The sequence below is a fragment of the Roseovarius sp. MBR-154 genome, assembly GCF_053628595.1.
In genome coordinates this window covers 122,437-149,284 of the sequence record NZ_JBRJGR010000006.1, presented here as the reverse complement: position 1 = coordinate 149,284, position 26,848 = coordinate 122,437, and the positions used below count along the sequence as shown (strand labels likewise).

Annotated in this window: 27 protein-coding genes; 17 read left to right on the top strand and 10 right to left on the bottom strand. The window is 63.9% G+C overall.

Annotated elements, in window-relative coordinates:
* Positions 1-89 precede the first annotated feature (89 nt).
* Positions 90-1,220, bottom strand: a complete 1,131-nt coding sequence (gene tgt, locus ACSSV4_RS10260; RefSeq protein WP_454275046.1) for a tRNA guanosine(34) transglycosylase Tgt — start codon at positions 1,218-1,220, stop codon at positions 90-92.
* 67 nt (positions 1,221-1,287) lie between these two features.
* Here tgt and rimK point away from each other — a divergent pair, with 67 nt between their 5' ends.
* From rimK to tpiA, 4 genes are all read left to right on the top strand, one after another.
* Positions 1,288-2,706, top strand: coding sequence for a 30S ribosomal protein S6--L-glutamate ligase (gene rimK, locus ACSSV4_RS10255; RefSeq protein ID WP_454275045.1), 1,419 nt, complete (start codon positions 1,288-1,290; stop codon positions 2,704-2,706).
* Positions 2,707-2,798: 92 nt separating this feature from the next.
* A complete protein-coding gene (locus ACSSV4_RS10250) occupies positions 2,799-3,161 on the top strand; it encodes an SUF system Fe-S cluster assembly protein (RefSeq protein ID WP_454275044.1) in 363 nt (120 codons plus the stop codon).
* A 29-nt stretch (positions 3,162-3,190) separates the two neighbouring features.
* Complete coding sequence (locus ACSSV4_RS10245) at positions 3,191-3,541, top strand: HesB/IscA family protein (protein WP_050662416.1); 351 nt, start codon at positions 3,191-3,193, stop codon at positions 3,539-3,541.
* A 51-nt stretch (positions 3,542-3,592) separates the two neighbouring features.
* Positions 3,593-4,354, top strand: a complete 762-nt coding sequence (gene tpiA, locus ACSSV4_RS10240; protein ID WP_454275043.1) for a triose-phosphate isomerase — start codon at positions 3,593-3,595, stop codon at positions 4,352-4,354.
* Positions 4,355-4,356: 2 nt separating this feature from the next.
* Here the strand turns inward: tpiA and ACSSV4_RS10235 are convergent, their stop codons facing one another.
* A complete protein-coding gene (locus ACSSV4_RS10235) occupies positions 4,357-4,818 on the bottom strand; it encodes an Lrp/AsnC family transcriptional regulator (protein ID WP_454275042.1) in 462 nt (153 codons plus the stop codon).
* 146 nt (positions 4,819-4,964) lie between these two features.
* Between ACSSV4_RS10235 and cobA the strand changes: the two genes are divergently transcribed.
* The 6 genes from cobA to ACSSV4_RS10205 all read left to right on the top strand — a co-directional run bounded on the left by cobA (position 4,965) and on the right by ACSSV4_RS10205 (position 9,797).
* Complete coding sequence (cobA, locus tag ACSSV4_RS10230) at positions 4,965-5,735, top strand: uroporphyrinogen-III C-methyltransferase (RefSeq protein ID WP_454275041.1); 771 nt, start codon at positions 4,965-4,967, stop codon at positions 5,733-5,735.
* 1 nt (position 5,736) lies between these two features.
* Positions 5,737-6,048, top strand: a complete 312-nt coding sequence (locus tag ACSSV4_RS10225) for a DUF2849 domain-containing protein (protein WP_454275040.1) — start codon at positions 5,737-5,739, stop codon at positions 6,046-6,048.
* Between the two features lie 33 nt (positions 6,049-6,081).
* Complete coding sequence (locus tag ACSSV4_RS10220) at positions 6,082-7,752, top strand: nitrite/sulfite reductase (protein ID WP_454275039.1); 1,671 nt, start codon at positions 6,082-6,084, stop codon at positions 7,750-7,752.
* Complete coding sequence (locus ACSSV4_RS10215) at positions 7,739-8,473, top strand: phosphoadenylyl-sulfate reductase (protein WP_454275038.1); 735 nt, start codon at positions 7,739-7,741, stop codon at positions 8,471-8,473. The genes ACSSV4_RS10220 and ACSSV4_RS10215 overlap by 14 nt, the downstream gene beginning before the upstream one ends.
* A complete protein-coding gene (locus ACSSV4_RS10210) occupies positions 8,470-8,874 on the top strand; it encodes a DUF934 domain-containing protein (RefSeq protein ID WP_454275037.1) in 405 nt (134 codons plus the stop codon). Before ACSSV4_RS10215 ends, ACSSV4_RS10210 begins: the two co-directional genes overlap by 4 nt.
* Before the next feature lie 71 nt (positions 8,875-8,945).
* A complete protein-coding gene (locus ACSSV4_RS10205; protein WP_454275036.1) occupies positions 8,946-9,797 on the top strand; it encodes a ferredoxin--NADP reductase in 852 nt (283 codons plus the stop codon).
* Between the two features lie 181 nt (positions 9,798-9,978).
* Here the strand turns inward: ACSSV4_RS10205 and ACSSV4_RS10200 are convergent, their stop codons facing one another.
* Positions 9,979-10,854, bottom strand: coding sequence for a translation initiation factor 3 (locus ACSSV4_RS10200; RefSeq protein ID WP_454275035.1), 876 nt, complete (start codon positions 10,852-10,854; stop codon positions 9,979-9,981).
* Between the two features lie 167 nt (positions 10,855-11,021).
* Here ACSSV4_RS10200 and infC point away from each other — a divergent pair, with 167 nt between their 5' ends.
* From infC to ACSSV4_RS10175, 5 genes are all read left to right on the top strand, one after another.
* On the top strand, positions 11,022-11,618 hold the full coding sequence (gene infC, locus ACSSV4_RS10195) for a translation initiation factor IF-3 (protein ID WP_454275034.1): 597 nt from the start codon (positions 11,022-11,024) through the stop codon (positions 11,616-11,618).
* A gap of 121 nt (positions 11,619-11,739) precedes the next feature.
* Entirely contained in the window at positions 11,740-12,066 is a 327-nt protein-coding gene (locus ACSSV4_RS10190; protein WP_454275033.1) for a hypothetical protein, read from the top strand.
* A gap of 166 nt (positions 12,067-12,232) precedes the next feature.
* The gene (locus tag ACSSV4_RS10185) at positions 12,233-12,856 is read left to right on the top strand and encodes a DnaJ domain-containing protein (RefSeq protein ID WP_454275032.1); all 624 of its coding nucleotides are present in this window, start codon (positions 12,233-12,235) and stop codon (positions 12,854-12,856) included.
* A 105-nt stretch (positions 12,857-12,961) separates the two neighbouring features.
* Positions 12,962-13,168: a YgaP family membrane protein gene (locus ACSSV4_RS10180; RefSeq protein WP_454275031.1), complete on the top strand. Its 207-nt coding sequence runs from the start codon at positions 12,962-12,964 to the stop codon at positions 13,166-13,168.
* A gap of 344 nt (positions 13,169-13,512) precedes the next feature.
* Positions 13,513-13,707, top strand: a complete 195-nt coding sequence (locus tag ACSSV4_RS10175; RefSeq protein ID WP_454275030.1) for a hypothetical protein — start codon at positions 13,513-13,515, stop codon at positions 13,705-13,707.
* A 37-nt stretch (positions 13,708-13,744) separates the two neighbouring features.
* On the opposite strand, the gene uvrA is transcribed toward ACSSV4_RS10175, so the two are convergent.
* The 7 genes from uvrA to ACSSV4_RS10140 all read right to left on the bottom strand — a co-directional run bounded on the left by uvrA (position 13,745) and on the right by ACSSV4_RS10140 (position 25,377).
* Positions 13,745-16,603 (bottom strand): excinuclease ABC subunit UvrA, encoded by a 2,859-nt coding sequence (gene uvrA / locus ACSSV4_RS10170; protein ID WP_454275029.1) that lies wholly within the window; start codon positions 16,601-16,603, stop codon positions 13,745-13,747.
* A 97-nt stretch (positions 16,604-16,700) separates the two neighbouring features.
* Positions 16,701-17,258 (bottom strand): methyltransferase domain-containing protein, encoded by a 558-nt coding sequence (locus ACSSV4_RS10165; protein ID WP_454275028.1) that lies wholly within the window; start codon positions 17,256-17,258, stop codon positions 16,701-16,703.
* Between the two features lie 96 nt (positions 17,259-17,354).
* On the bottom strand, positions 17,355-18,749 hold the full coding sequence (gene lpdA, locus ACSSV4_RS10160) for a dihydrolipoyl dehydrogenase (protein ID WP_454275027.1): 1,395 nt from the start codon (positions 18,747-18,749) through the stop codon (positions 17,355-17,357).
* A 124-nt stretch (positions 18,750-18,873) separates the two neighbouring features.
* Complete coding sequence (locus tag ACSSV4_RS10155) at positions 18,874-19,452, bottom strand: DUF924 family protein (protein WP_454275026.1); 579 nt, start codon at positions 19,450-19,452, stop codon at positions 18,874-18,876.
* Between the two features lie 102 nt (positions 19,453-19,554).
* The gene (locus ACSSV4_RS10150; RefSeq protein ID WP_454275025.1) at positions 19,555-20,808 is read right to left on the bottom strand and encodes an MFS transporter; all 1,254 of its coding nucleotides are present in this window, start codon (positions 20,806-20,808) and stop codon (positions 19,555-19,557) included.
* A gap of 67 nt (positions 20,809-20,875) precedes the next feature.
* On the bottom strand, positions 20,876-21,964 hold the full coding sequence (gene queA, locus ACSSV4_RS10145; protein WP_454275024.1) for a tRNA preQ1(34) S-adenosylmethionine ribosyltransferase-isomerase QueA: 1,089 nt from the start codon (positions 21,962-21,964) through the stop codon (positions 20,876-20,878).
* Entirely contained in the window at positions 21,961-25,377 is a 3,417-nt protein-coding gene (locus ACSSV4_RS10140) for a YhdP family protein (protein WP_454275023.1), read from the bottom strand. Before ACSSV4_RS10140 ends, queA begins: the two co-directional genes overlap by 4 nt.
* Before the next feature lie 107 nt (positions 25,378-25,484).
* On the opposite strand from ACSSV4_RS10140, the gene ACSSV4_RS10135 reads away from it, so the two are divergent.
* Together ACSSV4_RS10135 and ACSSV4_RS10130 are read left to right on the top strand one after the other, a co-directional pair.
* Entirely contained in the window at positions 25,485-25,946 is a 462-nt protein-coding gene (locus ACSSV4_RS10135; RefSeq protein ID WP_454275022.1) for a peroxiredoxin, read from the top strand.
* Positions 25,943-26,770 carry a ferritin-like domain-containing protein gene (locus ACSSV4_RS10130; protein WP_454275021.1) on the top strand — a complete coding sequence of 276 codons (828 nt, stop codon included), beginning with the start codon at positions 25,943-25,945 and terminating at the stop codon, positions 26,768-26,770. The genes ACSSV4_RS10135 and ACSSV4_RS10130 overlap by 4 nt, the downstream gene beginning before the upstream one ends.
* Positions 26,771-26,848 lie beyond the last annotated feature (78 nt).

The window sequence follows — 26,848 nt, the reverse complement described above, 5'->3', positions numbered from 1 at the left end:
GACACTGACCTCGGTTCACCCTTAGCCATAGCCGAAACCGCGTCCCCGGGGAACGGCTGTTTGATCGGCGCAGTGCACGGCAATCGCCCTCAAACCGGCTCGATATCGCCCTCTGCGCGCAGCGCATGAAACGCCGCCTCCCATTGCGCGAACCGCCCCTCAGAAATCGCCGCGCGCATGCCTGCCATGATCTCCTGATAATAATGCAGGTTGTGCCAGGTCAGCAGCATGCCAGAGATCATCTCCTGGCTGCGGAACACGTGGTGCAGATAGGCGCGGGAATAATTCCGACAGGCCGGACAGCCACAGGCCTCATCCAATGGCCTCGGATCATCCTGATGCCGCGCGTTCTTGATGTTGACCTGCCCGCGCCGGGTCCAGGCCTGCCCGGTGCGCCCCGAGCGGCTTGGCAGCACGCAATCCATCATGTCGATGCCGCGTTTGACCGCGCCCACGATATCGTCGGGCTTGCCCACCCCCATCAGATAGCGCGGCTTGTCCTCGGGCAGGAACCCCGGCGCGTAATCCAGCACGCCGAACATCGCCTCCTGCCCCTCGCCCACGGCCAGACCTCCGACCGCGTAGCCGTCGAACCCGATCCCGGTCAGCGCCGCGGCGCTTTCCTCGCGCAAATCGGGCGTGACCCCGCCCTGCATGATCCCGAAGAGCGCATGGCCCGGCCGATCCCCGAACGCCTCTTTCGACCGCGCCGCCCACCGCATCGAGAGCCGCATGCTCTCGGCCACCTGCGCCTCGCTCGCGGGCAGCGCCGGGCATTCGTCGAAACACATCACGATATCCGAACCGAGCAGCCGCTGGATCTCCATCGACCGCTCCGGCGTCAACTCATGCTTTGATCCGTCAATATGACTGCGAAACGTCACGCCCTGCTCGGTCAGCTTGCGCAGCCCGGCAAGGCTCATCACCTGAAAGCCGCCCGAATCCGTGAGAATGGGCTTCTCCCAGTTCATGAACCGATGCAGCCCGCCCAAGCGCGCCACCCGTTCCGCGCCGGGGCGCAGCATCAGGTGATAGGTGTTGCCCAAGAGGATGTCCGCCCCCGTCGCCGCCACGCTCTCGGGCATCATCGCCTTGACGGTCGCCGCCGTGCCCACCGGCATGAAGGCCGGTGTGCGGATCTCGCCGCGCGGCGTGGAAATCACACCTGTGCGCGCCAATCCGTCGGCTCCCTTGAGTTTATAGTTGAATAATGCTGTCATCTTAGCCCCATAGCACGAGACAGGTCATATCCGACGAATCCACGCCCATGACAAGGAGCCAAAGCCCATGAGCGATACGCCAGCCACACCCCAGCCCCTGCAATTCGGCTGGGAGGAATGGATTTCGCTCCCCGATCTGGGCGTGCCCGCCCTCAAGGCCAAGGTCGACACCGGTGCGCGCACCTCCGCACTCCATGCCTTCGACATCGAGACCTTCGGGCCCTCCGCGCGGCCCAAGGTTCGGTTTACCGTCCACCCCATTCCGGGGCGTGACGATCTGGTCATTCCCTGTTCGGCGCCCATTCTCGACCGGCGCGAGGTGGCCTCGTCCAATGGCGAGCGCGAATTGCGTTACGTGATCCAGAGCACGCTGTCGGTCAACGGCGACAGCTGGCCGATCGAACTCACGCTCACCAATCGCTCGACCATGGCCTCGCGCATGCTCCTCGGGCGGCAGGCGCTCAAGGATCATATTTCCATCGTCGCCACCGACCGCTTCCTGCAGCCCGAACTCAGCTACGATGTCTATCACACCTCGAAAATGCGCAGCGCCCAGCCCAAGCGCGCGCTGCGCATCGCCGTGCTCAGCCGCGAGAACAACTATTCCACGCGGCGTCTGGTCGAAGAGGGCGAAAAACGCGGCCACACCGTCGAGGTGATCGACACCACGCGCTGCTACATGGCAATCAACGCGCTGGCACCGGAAGTGCATTACGACGGCAAGCGCCTGCCCCGCTATGACGCCGTGGTGCCGCGCATCGGGGCCTCGGTCACCGCCTACGGGGCGGCGGTGATCCGTCAGTTCGAGACCATTGGCACCTTCTGCGTCAATACCTCGGCGGGCATCATCGCCAGCCGCGACAAGCTCTATGCGCATCAGCTGATGGCGCGCGCGCAGGTCGGCATGCCCAACACCGCCTTCGCCGCCTCGCCCAAGGATACCAGCAATCTGATCGGCCTCGTCGGCACGGCCCCGCTGATCGTCAAGCTGCTCGAATCGACGCAAGGCAAGGGCGTGGTGCTGGCCGAGACCAAGAAAGCCGCCGAATCGGTGATCGACGCCTTTCGCGGCCTCAAGGCCAATTTTCTCGTGCAGGATTTCGTCAAGGAAGCGGCGGGCGAGGATATCCGCTGCCTGGTGATCGGCGGCAAGGTTATGGCCTCGATGAAACGCACCGGGGCCGAGGGCGATTTCCGCTCCAACCTGCATCGCGGCGGCTCGGCCAAATCGGTACGTATCACCAAGACCGAACGCGAGACCGCGATCAAGGCGGCCCGCGTCTTTGACCTCAACATGGCCGGGGTGGATCTCTTGCGCGCCGAGAACGGACCGAAGGTGCTCGAGGTGAACTCCTCGCCCGGATTCGAGGGGATCGAGGGCTCCACCGGCAAGAACATCACCGGTGCGCTCTACGACATGATCGAGGCGCGCGTGCGCCCCGCCCCGGTCCGCCGACGCCGCATGGGCGGAAAATCCGACGGCTAGGCATCGCGGCCTCTTCACACCTGTCCGCCCCCTCTGGACGTGAGGGTTTATAAAACTTATATGTTTGCTCAGGATAACCGCAGGACACGATCATGATGAACACATCCGAGCCGCTCGAAGGGGCCCCGCTCATCGCCCCCTCCAGCACCGACCACCCGCTCTACGATCAGGTGGTCGAGGCGTGCCGTGGCGTCTATGACCCCGAGATCCCGGTCAACATCTACGACCTTGGCCTGATCTACACCATTGATATTGATGGCGAAAACGCCATCAACGTCACCATGACCCTGACCGCGCCAGGCTGTCCCGTAGCCGGTGAAATGCCCGGCTGGGTCGCCGAGGCGATCGAGCCTTTGGCAGGCGTCAAGCAGGTCGATGTTCACCTCGTCTGGGAGCCGCCCTGGGGCATGGACATGATGAGCGACGAAGCCCGGCTTGAGCTGGGTTTCATGTAACGAAATCAAGCGACTGAAAGGCGAACCTCATGTTTGGCATTCCCGGAAAGCAGGCGGTCTCCATGACCCCTACCGCCGCCACGCAGATCGCGAAACTGATGGGCCGGGACGGTCATCAGGGCCTGCGCATCGGCGTCAAGAAGGGCGGCTGCGCGGGCATGGAATACACGATGGAGTATGTGACCGAGGTTGACCCCCATGACGAGGTGGTCGAACAGGACGGCGCGCGGGTGATGATCGCCCCGATGGCGCAGATGTTCCTCTTCGGCACCGAAATCGACTACCAGACCTCGCTGCTGGAATCCGGGTTCGTGTTCAACAATCCGAACGTGACCGAGGCCTGCGGCTGCGGCGAGTCGATCAAGTTCGAGGGCATGTGAGCTTCGGCGCTCAACCCGTTGTTTCATAAATGTAATCAGGATGGTCAACGCATGAAACGCAAGCTCGCCGCAGGCAATTGGAAGATGAACGGCACCAATGCCAGCCTCGGCGAACTGCAAACCCTCACCACCGCGCATGCCGACCCGCGCGTCGATATCCTGATCTGCCCGCCCGCCACCTTGATCGTGCAGGCCGCCGCCCTCACCGCCGACAGCGCCGTGAGGATCGGCGGGCAGGATTGCCACACCGCGCCCTCCGGCGCACATACCGGCGACATCTCCGCCCCGATGCTGGCCGATGCGGGGGCCAGCGCGGTCCTGCTCGGACATTCCGAACGGCGCGAAAATCACCATGAAACCAACGAGTTGGTCGCGGAAAAGGCAACGTCGGCCTGGTCTGCTGGTCTCATCGCGGTGATCTGCCTGGGCGAGACGCTGGCGCAGCGCGAAGCCGCGCAGACCCTTGACGTGATCGCCGAGCAACTCGGCGCCTCGCTGCCCGACGGCGCCACCGGCGCCAACACCGTGATCGCCTACGAGCCCGTCTGGGCCATCGGCAGCGGCCTCACCCCCAGCACCGCCCAGACCGCCGAAGTGCATGATTTCCTGCGCGCCCGCCTCAAGGACCGACTCGGAGAACCCGAGGCCAACGCCATCCGCCTGCTCTATGGCGGCTCGGTCAAGCCCTCGAACGCGTCCGAAATCTTCGCCACGTCAAATGTCGACGGCGCGCTCGTTGGCGGCGCGAGCCTCAAGGCCGCCGATTTCTCGCCGATCATCTCGGCGCTTGAGGAACACGCCACAAGTGACTGATATCAAATCGGAAGCATCGTCGTTGACTTGATCTCTTCCATCGACAGAAGCGCCGTGACGTTATGCACCTTCACCTCTGAAATCAGCGCCTGATAGAACACGTCATAGGCGCGTGCATTGGCCACCCGCACCTTGAGGATATAGTCGATATCCCCCGCCAGCCGGTGCGCCTCCATCACCTCGGGCCGGGCATTCAGTGCCTTGAGAAACTGCGCCTGCCAGCCCGCATCATGCTCTGACGTGCGGATCAGGACAAAGAAACACGCCTCGAATCCAAGCGCCTCGGCATCCAGAAGATAGGTCTGCTGCCGGATCACCCCGCCCTCGCGCATCTTGCGAATCCGGTTCCACACGGGCGTCTTGGAACTGCCCACGGCCTTGGCGATATCGTCCAGCGATTGCCCCCCATCCTCCTGCAACTGCACGAGGATTTTCCGATCCAGATCGTCGAGACGGACAGTCATTCCAAGTTTTCCTTTCCAATGGAATTTTTCACCCAACATCCGCGCCAGTCAGAACATACGTCCTTATTGATGCGGCCATATGGCGCTCGGTCGGGAATATTTCCTATATTACGGAGGAAGTCAAACCGCTTGCAAAAGGCCTCGCCATGTCCCGCACTCCGCTCCAACCCGGCACCGTCGCCTTTGTCGGCGCCGGCCCCGGCGACCCCGACCTGCTCACCGTCAAGGCCCTGCGCGCCCTGCAACAGGCCGATGTGGTGATCCATGACCGGCTGGTCGCCCGCGACATCCTCGATCTGGCCAACCCCGCCGCGCACCTCCTCAACGCGGGCAAGGAAGGCTTCGGCCCCTCCATGTCGCAGGATGACATCAACGGTCTGATCGTCGCACAGGCCCTCACCGGCGCGCGCGTCGTCCGCCTCAAGGGCGGCGATCCCACGGTTTTCGGTCGCCTTGTCGAGGAACTCGACGCCGTGAGCGCCGCTGGCATCGACTGGCATGTCGTACCCGGCATCACCGCCGCCTCTGCCTCGGTCGCCGCCATCGGGCAGAGCCTGACGAAACGCGGCCGCAACGCCGCCGTGCGCTTTCTCACCGGCCACGACATGAAGGGCTTTGCCGATCACGACTGGCGCACGCTGGCCCGCCCGGGCGAGGTCGCGGCGATCTACATGGGCAAGAAATCCGCGCGCTTCATCCAGGGCCGCCTGATCATGCACGGCGCCGACCGCACCACGCCCGTCACCGTGATCGAGAATGCCTCGCGCCCCGAACAGCGCGTGCTCTCCACAACGCTGGAGCGGCTGCCTGCCGATCTGGCCGAGGCCAACCTGACCGGCCCGGCACTCACCTTCCTCGGCCTCGCGCCGCGCGCCGCCGAGGCGGTGCTTGTCCAATCGAAACAGGAGCTTGCCTGACATGCCCCGAGACTTCACCCCCAAGGTCGTGACCGCCAATGCCCTGCTCGAAGGCGATGTCGTCTACCTCACCGTCGATGACCAATGGACGCGGCGCCTCTCGGAGGCCGAGGTGCTGACCGACGAAGCCGATGCCGATTATCGCCTGCTTCAGGCACAGGCCCGCGCGAATGAAATCGTGGGCGCCTATCTCGCGGATGTGCGCCCCGGCCCCGACGGCCCCGAGCCCACCCATTTCCGCGAGGATTTCCGGCGCACCGGCCCCTCGAACCTCTTTCACGGCAAACAGTCCGAAGGACTGTCCCGGGCTTGACCCGGGACCTCCCAAGGTAAGGAACCCAGAATCATGTATCAATACAACGACTTCGACGCCGCTTTTATCGCTGAACGCAACCGCCAGTTCCGCGCCCAGGTCGAGCGCCGTATTGACGGCAGCCTGACCGAGGACGAGTTCAAGCCGCTGCGCCTGATGAACGGGCTTTACCTGCAACTGCACGCCTACATGCTGCGCGTGGCGATCCCCTATGGCTCGCTCGACCCGGCGAAACTGCGCCAACTGGCCTATCTGGCCGAGCGGTGGGACAAGGGCTACGGCCATTTCACCACCCGCACCAATATCCAGTATAACTGGCCGCAATTGCGCGACATTCCCGATATGCTCGACGCGCTGGCCGAGGTGGAGATGCACGCCATCCAGACCTCCGGCAACACCATCCGCAACGTGACCTCGGACCATTTCGCGGGGGCGGCGGCGGATGAGCTGGAAGACCCGCGCCCGGTGGCCGAGCTGATCCGGCAATGGTCCACCGACCATCCGGAATTCCAGTTCCTGCCGCGAAAGTTCAAGATCGCCGTGATCGCCTCGGAGGCGGATCGTGCGGTGATGAAGAGCCACGATATCGGCGTGAAAATCGTCGAGCGTGACGGCACGCGCGGCTACGAGATCTGGGTCGGCGGCGGCATGGGCCGCACGCCCATGGTCGCCAAACTGCTCAAGGAGTTCGTGCCCCGCGCCGACCTCCTGCCCTATCTCGAATCGATCCTTGCCACCTACAACCGCCTCGGTCGGCGCGACAACAAGTACAAGGCGCGGATCAAGATCACCGTGCATGAAAACGGGCTCGACGAGATCCGCGATCTGGTCGAGGCCGAATTCCCGCGCCGCCGCGCGGCCTTTTCAGGTGTCGATCAGGCGTGGCTTGATCAGATCAATGCCGCCTTCGTCACCCCCACCCTGCCCGAGCGTGACGCACATGCCTATTACGCCGCCCGCGACGCCGATCCGGTGTTCCGCGCCTGGACCGATACCAATGTGACCCCGCACAAGCATGCCGATCACGGCATCATCACCATCAGCCTCAAGGCGCATGGCGCGACGCCGGGCGATGCGAGCGCGGATCAGATGCGTGTGGTGGCCGATCTGGCGGAACGCTACGGCCACAATGACATCCGCGCCAGCCACGCGCAGAACCTCGTGCTGCCGCATGTGGCACTTGCCGATATTCCCGCCGTCCATGCCGCGCTGCGCGAGGCGGGGCTGGCCACCGGCAACATCGGCCTTGCCTCGGATATCATCGCCTGCCCCGGCATGGATTACTGCGCGCTGGCGACCGCCCGCTCGATCCCCGTGGCCCAGGGCATCGCCACCCGGCTGGACGCGCTCAAGATCGAGCATGACGTGGGCCATCTCCAGATCAAGATCTCGGGCTGCATCAATGCCTGCGGGCATCACCATGTCGGCCATATCGGCATTCTCGGGCTCGACCGGGCGGGGGTGGAAAACTACCAGATCACCCTCGGCGGCGATGCCTCCGAAAGCACGGCAATCGGCACCCGCACCGGACCGGGCTTTGCCTATGACGAGATCGTGCCCGCGATCGAGCGTCTGATCTTCGCCTATCTCGACCTGCGCGAAGGACCGGAAGAGACCTTCCTCGAAGCCTACAACCGCCTCGGAATGGCCCCTTTCAAATCCGCGCTCTACGACCAAGAGGCCCGCGCCCATGCCGCAGAATGATCTGAACGCCCGGGTGCGGGCGCTCAACGACCGCTACCGCCATCACTCGGCGATCTCGGTGCTGGAGCATGCGCTGCGCGACCCCCAGGCGGGCAAGCTGGCGCTGGTCTCCAGCTTCGGGGCCGAATCGGTCGTGCTGTTGCACATGGTCTCGGTCACGCGCGCCACGACGCCGGTGATCTTCATCGACACCGAGATGCTCTTTGCCGAGACGCTGGTCTATCAGCAGGAACTGGCAGAGCGGCTCAACCTGCGCGATCTGCGCATCATTCGGCCCGACGCGCAGGACCTCGCACGCACCGACGCAAAACAGACGTTACACCGACGCGATACCGACGCCTGCTGCGCCCTGCGCAAGACCCGGCCCCTGCAACGCGCGCTTGCCGGTTTCGACGGCTGGATCACCGGGCGCAAACGCTATCAGACCGGCACCCGCGCCACCCTCGACTTCTTCGAGATCGAGGACGGCACCGACCGGATCAAGGTCAACCCGCTGGCCCATTGGGCGCGCGACGACATCCGGACCTACATGGAGGAAAACCGCCTGCCCCGGCATCCGCTGGTGAGCCAAGGCTATCCCTCCATCGGCTGCATGCCCTGCACAACGCCCGTGAAACCGGGCGAAGACCCAAGATCTGGCCGCTGGCGCGATCAGGACAAAACCGAATGTGGCATCCATTTTGTGAACGGCAAACTGGTGCGAAAAGGAGTTTCCGCATGACTGTCATCGTCACCGACACGGGCTTCGGCCCCGAGACCTGGACCACCCCCATCGTGCCTCTGGAAGAGGCCCGCAAGGGCGTGGGCATCACCCTGCCCTCCAGCGCCGATCCGCTGGAACTGGCCGGTCGTCTGCCCGATGTGCAGATGATCAAGGTCCATTTCCCCAGCTTCGCCGACGGGCGCGGATTCAGCATCGCCCGGCAATTGCGGTTGATGGGCTACACCGGACGGCTGCGCGCCTATGGCCACGTGATCGCCGATCAATACGCCATGGCGCGGCGTGCGGGCTTTGACGAGGTCGAGATTTCCGACGATCTCGCCGCCCGGCAGCCCGAGGATCAGTGGCTGTCGCGCGCCAACTGGCAGGCCCACGACTACCAAGAGCGGCTGCGCGGCTGAATACCGCTTTTACCTGACCTGAATCAAAGATTAGAAGAGGATGTCGGTTTAAATGACCGGCAGTTGACACCATGAACGAGATGACCGCCGTGACCCAAGCGACCGCAAAAGCGCCAAAAACCCTCGCGCTGCCCGATGCGCAGACCGTGACAGAGGTGAAACACTGGACCGACCGGCTGTTCTCGTTCCGCGTGACCCGGCCCGCCTCGCTTCGGTTTCGGTCGGGCGAGTTCGTGATGATCGGCCTCATGCAGACGGATGAGAAAACCGGCCGCGAAAAGCCGCTCTTGCGCGCGTATTCCATCGCCTCGCCGTCCTGGGATGACGAGCTGGAATTCTACTCGATCAAGGTGCAGGACGGCCCGCTGACCTCGCGATTGCAGCATATCGAAGTCGGCGACGAGATCATCCTGCGCCCCAAACCCGTGGGCACGCTGGTGCATGACGCGCTCTTGCCCGGCAAACGGCTGTGGCTCTTTGCCACCGGCACCGGCTTTGCGCCGTTCGCCTCGCTGCTGCGCGACCCGCAGACCTATGAGGATTACGACGAGGTGATCATCACCCACACCTGCCGTGAGGTGGGCGAGTTGCAATACGGGGCCGAGTTGATCGACAGCATCCGCAAGGACGAAATCTTGGCCGAACTGATCGGCGAAGGCTTTGCCGACAAGCTGCGCTATTATCCGACCACCACCCGCGAAGAGAGCTCCAAGATGGGCCGCATCACCGACCTGATGCGCTCCGGCGAGGTGTTTGCAGACCTCGGCGTTGCCCCCCTCGCCCCCGAAACCGACCGCGCCATGGTCTGCGGCAACCTCGCCTTCAACCTCGAGATCAAGGAGATGCTGGAGGGTTACGGGTTGCGCGAAGGTGCCAATTCGGACCCCAAGGAATACGTGGTCGAAAAGGCGTTTCTCGACTGAGGGGTGACAGACCAAGAGATCCTCCGGTCAAGCCGGAGGATGACGCCTGCCACGGTTGCCCGTCACCCTCTGGCTTGACCCGAGGGTCTCCTGTAACAAGAGACGTGCCGGAACTATCACAACAAAAAGCCCGCGCAAGCAGCACCTTGCGCGGGCTTTTCAATGTTGCTTTTGGACGGGCTCAGTAGCCAAGCGCCTGACGTGCCGCCTGAAGCGCGGATTGCAGCAATTCGGGATTGTCCTGTGCGGCCCTGATCCCCTCGATCAGCAGGCTTTCCTGCATCGCCCCCAGGTCGGAGTCTTCGATCAGGTTGCGCACGCGCTCCATGTCGAAGCCCTCGACGGTCAATGCCTCGGGGGCTTCTTCGGCTGCAGTCGCTGCGCTGTCGCTTGCAGCGGCGTCACCGGTGGCGGTATCGGTGCTCTCCGTGGCCGTCTCTTCAGTGGCCTCGGTCGCGGTATCCGCAGCCGCTTCGGTTTCGTTGGCCGCCTCGGTGGCGGTATCCGCAGCGTCCTCGGTCGCGGCTTCGGTCTCGCTAGCCGCCTCAGTCGCGGTATCAACGGCTTCCTCGCTTGCAGCTTCTGCCTGATCGACGGCGTCCGACGTGGCGTCGGCCGCCTCTTCCGCAGTTTCGGCGGCATCGCTCGCCGCATCCGTCGCCGCATCAGCCGTGCCGGTTGCCGCATCAACGGCCTCTTGTCCGGCCTCCTGAGCAGCGTCAGCGGCATCGGTCGCCGTGTCTTGCACCGCCTCGACAGCCTCGTTGACCGTCTCCTCGACTGCCTCCGCCGCCTCGCTCGCGGTGTCCTCAGTGGCCTCGACGGCGTCGCTTGTGCCCTCTTGTGCCGCGTCGACCGCATCGCCGACTGCGTCCGCAGTCGTCTCTGCGGTTCCGCCTGCCGCATCTGCGGTATCTTCAAGCGCCTCGGGCACCTCGATCTCCTGGTCGGTGCCGCTCACCTCGTTCACGACCTCATCGACCGTCTTGCCGGTAAAGAGCATGTAACCGCCACCCAGCACGATCACGGCCAGCACGATCCAAATCAGGTTTTTCATAATCGCCTCCCAGAATGCTACCGGGCCCGTTCGATCCGCATCGCGGCCCTTTGTGATCTCTCCTGCCAGATGGTGCGCGCAAAGGAAAGCCGCAAGAGAGAATTGATCCCCATTTGGCTCATATCAGCCGATTTTGCCGCTTGAAAGCCGCCGCACCGGCGTTTACCTTGCACCGTCAAATTGACCCGACAACGTTCAACAATCGAAGGATTGAAGCCATAGCCCGCAGACCCCATAACGCGCCGCCAACCCGCGATACCGGCCCCCGGATCAATGACCGCATCCGGGCCGATGAAATCCGCCTGATCGGCGCAGACGGCGAAAACGCAGGCGTCGTCACCCCGCGAAGGGCGCTCGAGATGGCCGAAGAGGTCGGGCTCGATCTGGTCGAAATCTCGCCGAATGCCAATCCGCCGGTCTGCAAGATCATGGATTACGGCAAGTACAAGTACGAACAGCAGAAACGCGAATCCGAAGCGCGCAAGAAGCAGAAGATCATCGAGGTCAAGGAAGTGAAGTTCCGCCCCGGTACCGACACGCATGACTATCAGGTCAAGATGCGCAACGTTCTGAAATTCCTCGAAGGCGGCGACAAGGTGAAGATCACCCTGCGGTTCCGTGGTCGCGAGATGGCGCATCAGGATCTGGGGCGCAACCTGCTCGAACGCATCGCCGAGGATGTCAAGGACGTGGGCCGCATCGAGAACATGCCCAAGATGGAAGGCCGCCAGATGATCATGATCATCGGGCCCGGCGCGAAATAGCCCGCATCCGAGCGCACAGGCGTCACACCCCCGGCCAGCGGTCCGGGGGTTTTTGTTCGCCCGCTTGCACTGGACGCATGATGCAATAGGATCGGCACTCGTGAAGCAACCGGAGCGTGCCATGCCGCTTTTTGAATACAAGATCCTCCCCGCCCCGACACGCGGCCGCAAGGCGCCCGGCGTCAAGACACCCGAAGCACGTTTTGCCCTCGGGCTCGAAGAGACGCTGAACGAGATGGCCCATCACGGCTGGAGCTATCTGCGCAGCGACATCCTGCCGAGCGAGGAACGTCAGGGCCTGACCTCGAGCCACACGGTCTATCGCTCGGTGCTGGTCTTTCAGCGGGAAATCCGCGCATCGGCCCCGAGGGCCGACGTTGCGAGGATGGATCCGGTGCAAGCGGAACCGCTGGCCGAGACGTTATCACCTCCCGATCCGAAACCTTGAGGGCGTCGTTTCAATTCTCGCAGTGAATCCAGACTGTTAGGCGGGAAAAGCGTGAATCTGCCGCACGCGGTAAACCGCCGTGATGCCGGAAAAAATTTCCCCTGCCCCCTTCAATTCGCCGCGTTTTAGCATACACTCTGCGTCCTGACTCGCAAAGGTGTGCTCAATGTCCAAATCAGATCCTTTCGGTTTCGATATGTCGGTCTCTTCGGCCAAGAAGAAGAACCCGCGCGGTCGGCGCGGGATGTCCGGCGCATCCGAAACCTCGACGCGCATCTGCGACCACGACGGGTGCAACGAGCCCGGAAAGTACCGCGCGCCCAAGGCGCCCGACGTGCTCGACGACTATTTCTGGTTCTGCCAGCAGCATGTGCGCGAGTATAACCTCAAGTGGAACTTCTTCGACGGCACGACCGAGGCGGAACTGAACGCGCAGATGTCCAAGGACAAGGTCTGGGAGCGCGAGACCCGGCGCTTCAACGACCCCGAGGCCCGTGCCTGGGCACGGCTCGGCATCGAGGACCCGCATCAGGTGCTGGGCGGCAACGCCACGCAGAACCCCGGCAAGAAGCGCGGCGGCGGGCGCAAGCTGCCACCGACCGAGCGGCGCGCCATCGAGATTCTCGAGGCCGAAGACACCTGGACCAAGGCGGACCTGCGCAAGGCCTACAAGTCGCTGATCAAGGTGCTGCACCCCGATATCAACGGCGGTGACCGCAGCCAGGAAGAACAGTTGCAACAGGTGGTCTGGGCCTGGGACCAGATCAAGGACAGCCGCAATTTCAAATGAGCATCGGGGGTATGTGACCAGATCACAGACACCAGAGGCACCATCAAGCATGCTGGCGAGGCCGCTACGGGGATGCCCCGTGGCCCAGTTTCAAAAGGTGCTTCCATGCTCAAGAAGAATGTCGGCTCACGCGATCGCGCCCTGCGTATCATCCTTGGCCTTGCCCTGCTGGCAGGCTTTGTCATCAACCGCGACGGAACCTATAGCTGGCTCTACCTGATCGGCATCATTCCGCTGGTTACTGGCCTGATGTCTTCCTGTCCGCTTTATTCCATCTTCGGGCTCTCGACCTGCCCCCTCAAAAAGCAGTAAACCTCAGGGACGGGGATGGCCGTTCAGGTCAACCTCCAGTCGTGTCCCGGCAAGCCATCATTACTCACGGATTCATCCGGGGCTCGTCGGGACGCGCATCTTTTTTTTCCGCATGAGGCGACTGACGCAATCCGGCATGGCAGCTTTCCGCGCAGCGCGTGCCATTGCCTTGGATATTATCCTCCGAGTGCCCATCTTGACGATGTAACGGAGGAACCATGCTACGCATCATCGCTCTCGGCCTTACGGGCCTGACACTGCTCACATCCGCCCCCGCGCAAGCCGCGCCAAAAGGATGCCCGCCCGGTCTTGCCAAGAAGGGCACCGGATGCCAGCCTCCCGGCTTGGCAAAAAAGCAAGGCATCTACCATAGGGGCGACTATATTCAAGGGGATTATGTCATCCTGCGCAATCCCGGGCGCTACGGTCTCGATCCGGATGAAACCTATTACCGCGTCGGCGACCGCGTCTATCGCGTCGACCGCAACACACGCGAGGTGCTCGACCTGATCGGCGCGGCGGCGGCGGTGCTGAACTGAGCCACGCGCCTGCGCCGGGAGCGGCCGGGCCGACCCGCTACTCGGCCGCAACCTTGCGCGCGTTCAACATCTCCTTGAGGTAACGCCCGGTATGGCTGCGCGGTTCATCCGCCACCTCTTCGGGCGTGCCGACGGCGACGATCTCGCCGCCGCCATCGCCACCCTCGGGGCCGATGTCGATGATATGGTCGGCGGTCTTGATCACGTCGAGGTTGTGCTCGATCACAATGACCGAATTGCCCTGCTCGACCAGTTCGTGCAGCACCTCCAGAAGCTTTTTCACATCCTCGAAATGCAGCCCTGTCGTCGGCTCGTCGAGGATATAGAGCGTGCGGCCCGTGGAGCGTTTGGCGAGTTCCTTGGATAGCTTCACCCGTTGCGCCTCGCCGCCCGAGAGGGTCGTCGCCTGCTGGCCCACCTTGATATAGCCAAGGCCCACCCGCATCAGCGCATCCATCTTTTCGCGGATGCTCGGCACCGCCTTGAAAAATTCCTGCGCCTCTTCCACAGTCATATCAAGAACGTCTGCTATGCTCTTGCCTTTAAACCGTATTTCCAGCGTCTCGCGGTTATAGCGCGCGCCCTTGCAGGTCTCGCATTCCACATAGACATCCGGCAGGAAATGCATCTCGATCTTGATGACACCGTCGCCCTGGCACGCCTCGCACCGCCCGCCCTTGACGTTGAAGGAAAAGCGCCCCGGCTTGTAGCCGCGCGCCTTGGCCTCGGGCAGCCCGGCGAACCAGTCGCGGATCGGCGTAAACGCCCCGGTATAGGTCGCCGGGTTACTGCGCGGCGTGCGCCCGATCGGGCGCTGGTCGATGTCGATCACCTTGTCGAGATGTTCCATCCCCTTGATCGTCTCGCAGGGCGCGGGCGTCTGCCGCGCGCCGTTCAGACGCATCGAGGCGGTCTTGAACAGCGTCTCGATGGTGAGCGTCGACTTGCCCCCGCCCGACACGCCGGTCACGCAGACAAACTTGCCAAGCGGAAACTCGGCGGTGACGTTCTGCAGGTTGTTGCCGTTGGCCTTGACCACGGTCAGTTTCTTCTTGTTGCCCTTGCGGCGCTTGGGCGGGACGGCAATCTCGCGCGTGCCCGAGAGGTATTGCCCGGTGATCGAGGCCGGGTCGGCGGCGACGTGATCCGGTGTGCCGTGGCTGACGACCTGCCCGCCATGCACCCCCGCGCCGGGGCCGATGTCAAAGACATAATCGGCGGTGCGGATCGCCTCTTCGTCATGTTCGACCACGATCACCGTGTTGCCCTGATCGCGCAGGTTGCGCAGCGTCTGCAAGAGCCGCCCGTTGTCGCGCTGATGCAGCCCGATGGAGGGCTCGTCGAGCACATAGAGCACGCCGGTCAGCCCCGAGCCGATCTGGCTAGCCAGCCGGATGCGCTGGCTCTCGCCGCCCGACAGCGTGCCGGCATTGCGGCTGAGCGTCAGGTAATCGAGGCCCACGTTGTTGAGAAAGCCAAGCCGCTCGCGGATCTCCTTCAGGATGGCGCGCGCGATCTCGTTCTTCTGCTTGCCAAGGTGTTCCGGCACCGTCTCGCACCAGTCATAGGCCTCGCGGATCGACATCTGCACCACATGCCCGACATGCAGGTCGGCGATGCGTACCGCCAAAGCCTCTTCCCGCAGTCGGTAGCCGCCGCAGGCCCCGCAGGGGCGGTTGTTCTGGTAGCGCTCGAATTCCTCGCGAATCCAGTTCGAATCCGTCTCGCGATAGCGCCGCTCCATGTTGGGGATCACGCCCTCGAACACGCGGCTGACCTGATAGACGCGGCCGCCCTCGTCATAGCGGAACGGGATTTCCTCGTCGCCCGAGCCATAGAGGAACACCTGTTTCACATGCGCGGGCAGATCGCGCCAAGGTGTCGTCTTGTCAAACTCGTAATGTTTGGCGATGGCGGTGATGGTCTGGGTGAAATAGGGGCTCTTGCCCTTGCGCCACGGCGCAATCGCCCCGTCACCGATGCGTAGCGCCTCGTCCGGCACCACCAGTTTCTCGTCAAAGAACAACTCCGCCCCCAACCCGTCACACTCCGGACAGGCCCCGAACGGCGCGTTGAAGGAAAACAGCCGCGGCTCGATCTCGGGAATGGTGAAACCACTGACCGGACAGGCGAATTTTTCGGAAAAGGTCATCCGTTCCGGCTCACCCTCGCGCGGGGCGGTTTCCAAGACGGCGATGCCGTCAGCCAGATCGAGCGCGGTGCGAAAACTGTCGGCGAGCCGCGTCTCCAGCCCCTCCTTCACCACCAGCCGGTCAACCACGACATCGACATCGTGGCGCAATTTCTTGTCGAGCGTGGGCGGCTCATCGAGTTCATAGAATTCGCCATCCACCTTGACCCGCTGAAAGCCGGATTTGCGCAGTTCCAGAAATTCCTTGCGATACTCGCCCTTGCGGTCACGCACGATGGGGGCAAGCAGATAGGCGCGCGTGCCCTCCTCCATTGCCATCACGCGATCCACCATGTCCTGCACCTGCTGCGCCTCGATGGGCAGGCCGGTGGCGGGGGAATAGGGCGTGCCGACCCGGGCAAACAAGAGCCGCATGTAATCGTAAATCTCGGTCACCGTGCCGACGGTGGAGCGCGGGTTCTTCGAGGTTGTCTTTTGCTCGATGGAAATCGCCGGGGACAGCCCGCTGATGTGATCCACATCCGGCTTTTCCATCATGTCGAGGAATTGCCGCGCATAGGCGCTGAGCGATTCGACATAGCGGCGCTGCCCCTCGGCATAGATCGTGTCGAAGGCGAGCGACGACTTGCCCGAGCCGGAAAGCCCGGTGATCACAACCAGTTGGTCGCGCGGAATATCCACGTCGATATTCTTGAGGTTATGCTCGCGCGCGCCGCGCACCTCGATATATTTCAGATCGGCCATTCTGACCCCCGGGATTCACACCTGCCACACATAGAAGAGACGCGGCCCGGGTCCAAGTCAATTTTGCGAACATTACAGGAACGCGGCTTGCATCCGCCTATTTCTGCGCCAGGGCCCAGGCGCAGATCGGGAACTGCGGATCGTTGGTCAGATCATCGGTCTCGGGATCATGCGCCGGGGGCCAGTCAGCTTCGAGATTGCGGGCGGCGGCGGCGCGATTGCCCCATTGCCGCGCGGTGATCCGGTCGTCGGCGAACCCCGCCTCGATCAGCAGGTTCTTCAGCCCCCGCGCGCTCCACCGCGAGCAATCAACCGGGTCACCGTGATAGGGAATGTAGAACGGCACCGCCAGCCAGAACCAGCCATCGGGGCGCAGCATTTCGCGCACATGGCGGGTGGCGGCATAGGGTCGGTCGAGATGTTCCCAGACCTGATTGGCGAGGATGATGTCGAATTGCAGCACCGCCCCACCCTCGCCGGTATAGGGCCCGTTGCAGATGTCGTATTTCGGATAGCGAAACCGCGCATAGCTGCGAAAGCTGTAGCGATGCCCGTATTTGCCGGAAATCTCGGCGGCATCCATCTCTTCGAGGTCGAGCGCCCGCAGCCAACGGCGCGAGACCTGCTGCATCACGATGCGGTTGAGACTGGCCACGCGGGTCCCCTTGTTTGCGCGGTTACACTGCACCGCAACGACAAGGGGCGCAAGCCTTGGCCCACGCCCCTGCACTGATGGAACGGCCTGCGCCGCTCAGATATGGATCACCCGGTCATAGGCGTCGAGCACGCTTTCATGCATCATCTCGCTGAGCGTCGGATGCGGGAAGACGGCCTGCATCAGTTCTTGTTCGGTTGTCTCAAGCTGACGGCCCACCACGTAACCTTGAATAAGCTCGGTCACCTCGGCCCCGATCATATGCGCCCCCAGAAGCTCGCCGGTCTTTTCGTCAAACACCGTCTTGATCATGCCCTCGGCCTCGCCCATTGCAATCGCCTTGCCATTGCCGATGAACGGGAAGCGCCCAACCTTGATCTTGTGGCCCTTGTCCTTGGCCTGCGCCTCGGTCAGGCCGACGCTGGCGACCTGCGGCTGGCAATAGGTGCAGCCGGCGATGCTGTCGGGATCGACAGCATGCGGATGCCCGCCCGCGATCAGCTCGGCCACCATCACACCTTCATGGCTGGCCTTGTGCGCCAGCCACGGCCCGTTGGTGGCATCCCCGATCACGTAGAGCCCCTCGACACCGCTGCGGCAGAATTCATCGGTCACGACAAAGGATTTCTCGATCTTCGCGCCCAGTTTCTCAAGCCCGAGACCCTCGGTATTGGCGACGATGCCCACGGCGGAAATCACCGTATCGAATTCGTGTTTCTCGACCTTGCCACCCACCTCGACATGGGCGGTCACCTTGTCCTTGGCGCGGTCCAGCTGCTTGACCATAGCCTTGACCATGATCTTCATCTTCTGCTTTTCAAAGGATTTCTTGGCGAAGGCGGAAATCTCGGCATCCTCGACGGGCAGGATGCGGTCCATCACCTCGACCACCGTCGTAGCGGCCCCAAGCGTGTTGTAGAAGCTGGCGAATTCGATGCCGATGGCGCCTGAACCGATGACCAGCAATTTCTTGGGCATATGCGGCGGCACCAGCGCGTGCTTGTAGGTCCAGACACGTTCGCCGTCGGCCTCGAGCCCCGGCATTTCGCGCGCCCTTGCGCCGGTGGCCAGCACGATGTTCTTTGCGCTGAGTTCCTCGGTGCCCTTGTCGGTCTTGACGCTAACCTTGCCCTTGGCGGGCAGCGTCGCCTCGCCCATCACCACGGTGATCTTGTTCTTCTTCATCAGATGCGCGACACCCGAACTCAGTTGCTTGGCCACCCCGCGCGAGCGTTTCACCACCGCGTCGAGATCATAGCCGATCCCCTCGGCCTTGAGCCCGAATTCCTTGGCCCGGTGCATCAGGTGAAACACCTCGGACGAGCGCAGCATCGCCTTGGTCGGAATGCAGCCCCAGTTGAGGCAGATGCCGCCCATATGCTCGCGCTCGACAATGGCCACCTTGAGGCCCAGTTGCGCGCCCCGGATCGCGGCGACATAGCCGCCCGGCCCGGCCCCGATCACGATCATGTCATAGCTGTTCGACGCCATCTGGCCCTCCGCTTGCAAAATTAGTTTGGAGTTAAACTATTTTTCGAAAGATCACAACGAGACAAACCCAGCCGGTTGCGCAAACACCCGGCAGACGCCTGTTTTCCCTCGCTTGAAGATCGTTTCAGGCGGCCGCCATCAACTGACGCAGCGTGGCCCCGTACCCGCCTTCGGCCTCATAGGCGCGCTCCAGCGCGGTCGAGGGCCGGTTGAGCGCGGAATTGCGATAGGGAAAACGTCCGAACTGGCGGATCACCTCGCGATGTGCGCGGGCATGGGTCAGGTTCTCGGGGCCATACTCGGGCATCCGCTCGCAGATCAGCCGCACGCAGCGTTCCTGATCACAGAGGTTTTCGGAATGCATCAGGGGCAGGTAGAAGAACTGTCTTGCCGGTTCATTGATCTTGAGATCCCAGCCCCGGTTGATCGCCACCTTGGCCGCTGCGAGCCCGGCCTTGTCGGTGGCAAAGGCCCGAGGATCATCTCGGAACATGTTGCGCGGGAACTGATCGGTCAGGATGATATAGGCCAGCGTACCGGCCGGGTATGTCAGCCACAGACTGTAGGCACCGGCGCGCGCATTCTCCCATCCGGACTGAAACCTCTCGCGGATCGTGTCGTCCAGCGTATCGGACACTTTGTACCACCCTTGCGGGCCGACCTCGTCGAGCCAGAACCCCAGCACTTCATCGGGCGAAACCATAGGACTCTCCTCATTCCCCTATGACAATAACATGACGTTAACGCGTTTTCCGCGCGTTTTCACAGTAAAATAATGCTTCAACCGGGACATAAACACAGAAAATCACGGCGAATTCTCCTCCTGCGCGGTCTCGATGGCGACTTCTTGCGCAAATTCGACGGCCATTGGCGACGAGGACGGCGAAACCGGCGTGTAGCTCTCGGTCTGGGATACCGTCGGCGCGGCGCGCTGCGTCATGCGGTAGAACGCGTAGCCCACCATCGCGAACATCAGCACGGCGATATAGAGGAAATATCCCCCCGGCCCCATGACACCCATCATCCAGCCCACCATCAGCGGCCCGGCAATCGCGCCCAGACCGTTGATGAAGACCATGCCTCCTGCGGCTGCCGCCATGTCGTCATGCTCCAGAAAGTCGTTGGTATAGGCGATCAGCAGCGAATAGAGCGGATTGGACGATCCGCCGACCAGAAAGGCCGCGAGCAGCAGAAACCAGAAGTTGTCGCCCAGCATCATGCCGACTACGCCGCCCAGGCCGGTGACCAGCGACACCATGGCGATCAGCTTGCGCCGGTCCATCCGGTCCGACAGCCAGCCAAGCGGGTATTGCGCCACCACCGCCGCCACGTAGAAGGACGCCACGAAGGTCGAGATCTGCCCCACGCTCAGCCCCGCCTCGGCGCCATAGACCGCCGCCATGCCGAATTGCGCGGCAAAGACCCCGCCGGTGAGCAGCATGCCGACGCAGCCCAGCGGCGAAATCTTCATGATCTGCCGCAGCGACAGCGGCTTGGTGGTGTCGAAGGCCGGCGTCGGGCTGACCGAGAGCAGGATCGGTGCGAAGGCCAGTGAGACCAGCACCGACGGGATCACGAAGAGCACGTAGCCCGACGGATCGGCCAGCACCATGATGCCCTGCGCCGAGACGATACCGACCATCTGCACCATCATGTAGAGCGACAGCGCCTTGCCGCGCGTCGCATTGGTCGCCGAATTGTTGAGCCAGCTTTCCGCCGTCACGTAAACGCCGGAAAAGCAGAAGCCGATCACCACCCGGCCCACCGACCAGGCCCAGGGTTCGGTCACCGTGGGATAGAGGATCAACACCGCCGAGATCATCGAGCCGAGCGCCGCGAAGACCCGCACATGCCCGACCCGGCGGATCATCTCGGGGGCCATTCGTGATCCGAAGAGAAAACCGAGGAAATAGGACGACATCACGACTGACATCTCCAGGGTCGAAAACCCCTCGAGCGCCCCCCGGATACCCAGAAGCGTGCCCTGCATGCCATTGCCAACCTGCAAGAGCATCATGCCCAAGAGCAGCGCCCAGGCCCCCGATAATACCTGAAACATCGTCTCTCTCCGTCAGCCCACCCCAGCCTCGCAAGGCCCGGGCGCGCGCGTCTGTGTCAATCGCGACTCATTCTGTCGCGCCTGTTATCCGCCTGTCAGGCTTTGGCGCCGGTATCAACAGCGAAGCATCCCCGTAGGAAAAGAAGCGATAGCCCTGCGCCACGGCATGCGCGTAAATTTGCCGGATGCGGTCTTGCCCCATAAAGGCCGAGACGAGCATCATCAGCGTTGATCTGGGCAGATGGAAATTGGTCATCAGGGCATCGGTCACGCGAAACTGAAACCCGGGATAGATGAAGATGTCGGTATCGCCCTGCCACGGCACGATCCCGCCGGTGGCCCGCGCCGCCGTCTCGATCAGGCGCAGGGCGGTGGTGCCGACCGGAATGATCCGCCCGCCCGCTGCCTGCGTCTCGGCGATCTCGGCGGCGGCCTGCGCGCTCACCTCGCCCCATTCGGCATGCATCTTGTGGGTGGTAACATCCTCGACCTTGACCGGCAGGAAGGTGCCCGCCCCGACATGCAGCGTCACATGGGTGAAGCTGACGCCGCGCGCGCGCAGATCGTCGAGCACGACCTCGTCGAAATGCAGCGAGGCCGTGGGCGCCGCCACGGCCCCCACGTTGCGCGCCCAGAGCGTCTGATAATCCTCGCGATCCTGTGCATCCGCAGGCCGCTTGGCCGCGATATAGGGCGGCAGCGGCATGGCCCCTGCTGCATCGAGGGCGGAGTCGAAGTCATCGCCCGTCAGGTTGAACCGCAGCCGTGCCTGCCCCTCTGCCTTGGTCTCCAGCACCGCCGAGAGCACATCGGAAAACACGATCTCCTCACCCTCGGCCACCTTCCTGAGCGGCTTGATCAATGCCGACCACGTGCCGTCCGCCCCCGGTTCCAGCAAGGTAACCTCGATCCGCGCCTCGCTTTCGCCTTGCGCGCCCGCGCGGCGCCGCCGTCCGCTCAACCGCGCCGGGATCACCTTGGTATCGTTGAGCACCAGACGATCACCGGCCTGCAACAACTGGCCAAGATCGGCCACGGTGGCATCATGGATTGCATCGCCCTGCGCCACCAGAAGCCGCGCCGACCGGCGCGGGCGGGCGGGCCGCGTGGCTATCAGCGCCTCGGGCAGGACGAAATCGAAGTCGCTGAGTTTCATCTATCGTTTCCGACATAGGGTGGCTGTTTCTCCCGCCCCGCGTCGGGCTCCGATTGGCGCGACATCGCGGGAGGCCCGACCCCCTCGACCTGCGGCGCGGGCCTGCGGAACATCTCGCGCAGGAACCCCGGGGTCAATGCCGAGAGCGGGTTGATGCTGACATCCGGGTTCGAGGCCGACCCGGTGATCGTGTAGTTGAAGCCGATAAGCCCTTCGCCGGGGCGCGTAAAGGCCTCGCCGATCGCGTTCAGCACGTAAACCGGAGAGATCACGCCCTGCATGTCCATCCGCTTTGTCCCGACATTATAGAACCCGTCCATCGACAGACCGACCGAGGCCCCGACCGCGCTGCTCTCGAGCAGCACGAGGCGGGTCGGACTCAGCCGAAACCGCGCGTCGATCCGCGAAAAGTGCAGACCCTGCCCGTCAAGTTGCTCGAGCAACCCGACCACGCTGATCGTGTTCAGGAGCGCCGCGAGGGCCGGCGCCTCCTTGATACGGATCTCGTCGATCCCCAACACGCCATCATAGCTGCCCGGCTCTGGTGCGGGTGTCAGGATAAGCTCCATCCGGCCGTCGCGTGCGCTCTTGAGCAGGTTGGCCGAGCCCAGAACGCCACCGGCGTCGTCACTGCGGATCCGGAAGGCACTGCGCCCCGCTCTCGGGACGATGTCTCCGGTGATCGCCGTCTTGCCATTGACCCGGCCGGTAAACGCCCCCTGCATGCCACCTGCCGTTTGCAGATCAGCGTTGAACTCGGTCAGGGTGATCGCGTCGGAAAGCTGCAACCGGTCGAGCCGGAGCACGACCGGGCCTCCGCCTGCCGCACCCGCCTCGGACGGCGTCACGTCAGACGAGCCGCCAAACACCGTCTTGCTGCGCAGATCGAGCGCGCCGCCGGTGACCTCGATGCGCGGGGCGCGACCCGGGCCGCGCCCGATCAGCGTGACGGGCGCATTCAGCCAGTCGCCAATCTCGACGCTGGAGAATGTGGCCCGCTCAAAGCCACCGTCCTCTGCCGTCGTGACTGCGCCGCGCGCGCGCAGCCCGGCGGCGTCGAGGCTCAGGCCTTCGATCTCCGGCTGGGGGCCGAGCGTGCCCGTCACGTCGAGCCGCCCGGTGCCCGCCTGGCTCAGCGCCCAGTCGACCTGCGGCAGGCGCAGTCCCAGCCCCGCCAAATCCGAGGTGAGCGCGAATTGCCCGGGGCTGTCCTTGCCAAAACCGATCTCGACCTCGCCTTGCGCGGCCCCCGAGAATGTGCCCGGCGGCAGGCCGATGCCGAATTCCCGGGCAAATCGTTCCGACAGTTCGATTTGCCCGCGCACCCGGCTGACTCCACCGGTGTTCGGACCAATCGGCATGCTCCAGTTCCCCGACAGCGGAACCGTGCCGATCCGCGCCTCGCCGCCGATCCGGATGCCGCGATTGCTGGCCTCCACCGCGAGAGCCGAGGCGGACAGAACCCGCCCCTTGACCAGTGTCTCCGAGCGCAGGTCGCGCAACGCGCCGGTCACCTCGAAGGCCACCTCCTCGGGGGTCAGCCGGTCCTTCATCAGGAAATTCAGATCGCCCTTCAGTCGCGCGCGCCCGTCGGCGAGGCTCACCGGCTGCCCGGCCTTTTCCAGAAAGCGGAAGGGCGGCGAATCGAGCAGCGACAGGGCGGCGGTGATGGTACTTTCGGTCCGCAGGCGCGCCCGTGCCGGGCTTTGCTTGATCCGGATGTCGGGGATCGAAAACGTGGTGCCTGCAATATCTATGCGCCCACCCTGCGCGGCCGTCACGTGGCCTTGAGCGGCATGCATGACAAAGCGGTTGTCGCGGATCGAGGCATGCCCTTGTGCGTCCTCGATGGGCGGCACGTCGCGCACATAGACCGTGCTGAGATTGTCGAAATCGAAGCCGAGGAAGAAATCCGGCAGGGCCCCCGCCCCGGCCCGCAGCGCGACCTGGATATCGCTCAGTGTGATCTCGCGCACATTCTCGGTGATCCAGTCACGGGTCTTGGGCTTGACCGAGCGCGGCCAGAGCGCCAGCAGCCGCTCTGGCGCGATCCCGTCCAGCGCCCCCTCAAGCGCCAGCGCCCAGCCGTCCGGCTGTCCCCGCGCCTCGCCGCTGAGGCGCAGCGTGCGGCCCTGATCGTTCAGCCGCAACGCCCCGAGCGACAGCACGAAGGGATCGAGCTTGAGACGCATGTCCATGGCGGCCCCCTCGAAGGCTATCGGCTCGGAGTAGAGATCCGGAGGATCGGCCACGATCTCGGCAAACGAAATCTGCGCCTGCAACTCGCGCGGCCAGCCGGTCTCCATCCCGATCAGACGCGCGGTGCCATCGGCGCGGGCGCGGCCCCAACCGCTATCGACCGACAATTCGGAAAATCGGATCGTCTGCGTCGCCGGGTCATAGGTGAAATAGCTGCGTGCCGCCTCGAAGGGGATCGGCGAGGTGGCCGGATTGGGTTGCAACGCGCCCGCACCGATCTGCAGCGTGGCATTGAGGGGCCCGAGCCGTCCCGCCTCGTCCACGGCGGCCCGCAGCGCCCCCGAGATCGGCGCATCGAGCGCGGCCAGCCAGGCCAGCGCGGGCGACTGTCCCGCGATCTCGCCCGCCGGGATATCCTCAAAGCGCACGCCGAATTCCGCTGCTGTCGCGCCGACCTGAGCGCTATAGTTGACCTCGATCGAGGTGGCGTATTCGCGCGCACCCAGGACCGTGACATTGCCGCGCAGCGTCATCTGATCGCCTTCGCGCGTCAGGCTCGCCTGCCCGCCATCGGCGGACCAGGCCCGCCCGGCGCGCGCATCCTCGTAGCGCAGGCTCAAATTTTCGGCCGTCACCTCGCGCAGGGAGGCCAATTGCGGCTGCGCCAGCAGCGCGCCAATCTGTTCGGTGACAGTGCCCTGAGCGGGTGCGCCGCCGCCCTCGACCTCGATCGACAACTCGCCGCTCTCACGCCGCCGCAGCAGGAGCCGCCCGCCCTCGAGCCGTATCGCCGAAGCGCGCACCTCGCCGCGCAGCAATGCTGCCCGCGACAGCCTGATCTGCAAGCCCGCGAGATCGGCGAGGCGGTGCCCGCTCGTGTCATCCAACGAGACGGTGCGCAGCTCTACCCTCGGGGCCATGTCGGGCCCGAGGCTGAGGCCCATCCCCTCGAAGCGCAGCACGTGGTTCGGCAGATCGCGGTTGATGCGTTGGCTCAGGTCGGACCGGACCCATCCGGGCACCTCGACCCCCGCCGCCAGTACGGCGACCACTCCCAGCGTGACCACGAGCACCAGAATCGAACACCCGAAGCAGAACTGGCCGACATGGTGCAAAGCCCGCCGCGCAGGAGATGCCCGGCGGGAACGACGCTCGCGCACCGGATCCGGCGCCGCTTCGGGCGGGCGGTCGTTTGGCCTGTCGGTTTCGCTCATCTTTTCCGGTCGGACGCTTTCTTTGCGTCCTGCTTCTGCCTCATCACTTTATTCTCGCCTGTCACGGGCTAATATGGAACTCACAATTTTCATCACAAGGAATGCCCATGTCCGACATATCGCAGCCCGCCCCCGATTTCACCCTGCCGCGCGATGGCGGCGACAGCGTGACACTCTCGGCCCTGCGCCCGCGCGCCGTGGTGCTGTTCTTCTATCCGCGCGATGACACATCCGGTTGCACCAAGGAAGCGGTCGGCTTTTCCGGCCTGCAGGTCGAGTTCGAGGCCGCAGGTTCCGTCGTCATGGGCATTTCCAAGGACAGCATTGCCAGCCACGAGAAATTCCGCGACAAGCACGGGCTGAGCGTGCCGCTCTTGTCGGATGCCGAAAACGAGGTCTGCGAGGCGTTCGGCGTCTGGACGGAAAAAAGCATGTATGGCAAGACATTCATGGGCATCGAACGCTCGACCTTCCTGATCGATGGCGAGGGTCGCATCGCGCGTGAATGGCGCAAGGTCAAGGTGCCCGGTCATGCCGAAGAGGTGCTCGACGCGGTGCGCGCATTGTGAGTGCCAAGACCCTTGCAGAGAAGGCCGTCGAGGTGCTGGGCACAGCCGACGGCCGCGCCAAGACCGCACTGTCGCGCGCGCATGCGGCCACGTGGTCTGCGGCGCGGGCGGCAGGCCGCGACATCCCGCTGGGCCAGGCCACACCGCCATTGCGCCCGGCGCGTCCCGACCGACCCGAATTGCTTGACCCGCGCGAGGTGCCGCGCCGCCGCCCCGGATCGGACAAGGGCCGCATCGCCATGCTGCACGCGGTGGCGCATATCGAACTGAACGCCGTCGATCTGCACTGGGACATCATCGCGCGATTCACCGACACGGCGATGCCCATGGGGTTCTATGATGACTGGGTGAAGTCGGCAGATGAGGAATCCAAGCATTTCAACCTGATCTGCGATTGCCTTGAGGAAATGGGCAGCCATTACGGCGCCCTGCCCGCGCATGCGGGCATGTGGCGCGCCGCCGAGGATACCGCCGATGACCTGATGGGCCGCCTTGCCGTGGTGCCGATGGTGCTCGAGGCGCGCGGCCTCGACGTGACACCCGGCATGATCGCGATCTTCGAGCGCGCGGGGGCCACGCGGGCGGTTGACGCGATGCGGGTGATCTATGCCGAGGAGGTGCATCACGTGGCCTATGGCTCCAAGTGGTTCCATTTCCTCTGCGGCCGCCACGATCTCGATCCCAAGCAGGTCTTTCACGACCGCGTGCGGCGTTATTTCCATGGCGCGCTGAAGCCCCCCTTCAACGAGGAAAAGCGCGCCGAAGCCGGATTGCCGCCGGATTTCTACTGGCCGCTGGCCGAGAGTGCCGCAACGCCCGGTTGAACCGCGCCGTCGAGCATAGGCGAATTTCCGCCCACTTGGCGGGAAACGGCCCAGATGACCCCTCTATTTGGTCAAATT

Excerpts from the sequence above, each read along its gene's own strand:
- ACSSV4_RS10235 (WP_454275042.1), bottom strand. The coding sequence starts at position 4,818 with ATGACTGTCCGTCTCGACGATCTGGATCGGAAAATCCTCGTGCAGTTG.
- ACSSV4_RS10150 (WP_454275025.1), bottom strand. The coding sequence starts at position 20,808 with ATGTTTCAGGTATTATCGGGGGCCTGGGCGCTGCTCTTGGGCATGATG.
- ACSSV4_RS10155 (WP_454275026.1), bottom strand. The coding sequence starts at position 19,452 with ATGGTTTCGCCCGATGAAGTGCTGGGGTTCTGGCTCGACGAGGTCGGC.
- ACSSV4_RS10185 (WP_454275032.1), top strand. The coding sequence starts at position 12,233 with ATGTCCAAATCAGATCCTTTCGGTTTCGATATGTCGGTCTCTTCGGCC.
- ACSSV4_RS10140 (WP_454275023.1), bottom strand. The coding sequence starts at position 25,377 with ATGAGCGAAACCGACAGGCCAAACGACCGCCCGCCCGAAGCGGCGCCG.
- queA (WP_454275024.1), bottom strand. The coding sequence starts at position 21,964 with ATGAAACTCAGCGACTTCGATTTCGTCCTGCCCGAGGCGCTGATAGCC.
- ACSSV4_RS10220 (WP_454275039.1), top strand. The coding sequence starts at position 6,082 with ATGTATCAATACAACGACTTCGACGCCGCTTTTATCGCTGAACGCAAC.
- rimK (WP_454275045.1), top strand. The coding sequence starts at position 1,288 with ATGAGCGATACGCCAGCCACACCCCAGCCCCTGCAATTCGGCTGGGAG.
- ACSSV4_RS10245 (WP_050662416.1), top strand. The coding sequence starts at position 3,191 with ATGTTTGGCATTCCCGGAAAGCAGGCGGTCTCCATGACCCCTACCGCC.
- ACSSV4_RS10250 (WP_454275044.1), top strand. The coding sequence starts at position 2,799 with ATGATGAACACATCCGAGCCGCTCGAAGGGGCCCCGCTCATCGCCCCC.
- ACSSV4_RS10190 (WP_454275033.1), top strand. The coding sequence starts at position 11,740 with ATGCCGCTTTTTGAATACAAGATCCTCCCCGCCCCGACACGCGGCCGC.
- ACSSV4_RS10135 (WP_454275022.1), top strand. The coding sequence starts at position 25,485 with ATGTCCGACATATCGCAGCCCGCCCCCGATTTCACCCTGCCGCGCGAT.
- lpdA (WP_454275027.1), bottom strand. The coding sequence starts at position 18,749 with ATGGCGTCGAACAGCTATGACATGATCGTGATCGGGGCCGGGCCGGGC.
- ACSSV4_RS10180 (WP_454275031.1), top strand. The coding sequence starts at position 12,962 with ATGCTCAAGAAGAATGTCGGCTCACGCGATCGCGCCCTGCGTATCATC.
- tgt (WP_454275046.1), bottom strand. The coding sequence starts at position 1,220 with ATGACAGCATTATTCAACTATAAACTCAAGGGAGCCGACGGATTGGCG.
- tpiA (WP_454275043.1), top strand. The coding sequence starts at position 3,593 with ATGAAACGCAAGCTCGCCGCAGGCAATTGGAAGATGAACGGCACCAAT.
- ACSSV4_RS10200 (WP_454275035.1), bottom strand. The coding sequence starts at position 10,854 with ATGAAAAACCTGATTTGGATCGTGCTGGCCGTGATCGTGCTGGGTGGC.
- ACSSV4_RS10225 (WP_454275040.1), top strand. The coding sequence starts at position 5,737 with ATGCCCCGAGACTTCACCCCCAAGGTCGTGACCGCCAATGCCCTGCTC.
- uvrA (WP_454275029.1), bottom strand. The coding sequence starts at position 16,603 with ATGGCCGATCTGAAATATATCGAGGTGCGCGGCGCGCGCGAGCATAAC.
- ACSSV4_RS10210 (WP_454275037.1), top strand. The coding sequence starts at position 8,470 with ATGACTGTCATCGTCACCGACACGGGCTTCGGCCCCGAGACCTGGACC.
- ACSSV4_RS10215 (WP_454275038.1), top strand. The coding sequence starts at position 7,739 with ATGCCGCAGAATGATCTGAACGCCCGGGTGCGGGCGCTCAACGACCGC.
- cobA (WP_454275041.1), top strand. The coding sequence starts at position 4,965 with ATGTCCCGCACTCCGCTCCAACCCGGCACCGTCGCCTTTGTCGGCGCC.
- ACSSV4_RS10205 (WP_454275036.1), top strand. The coding sequence starts at position 8,946 with ATGAACGAGATGACCGCCGTGACCCAAGCGACCGCAAAAGCGCCAAAA.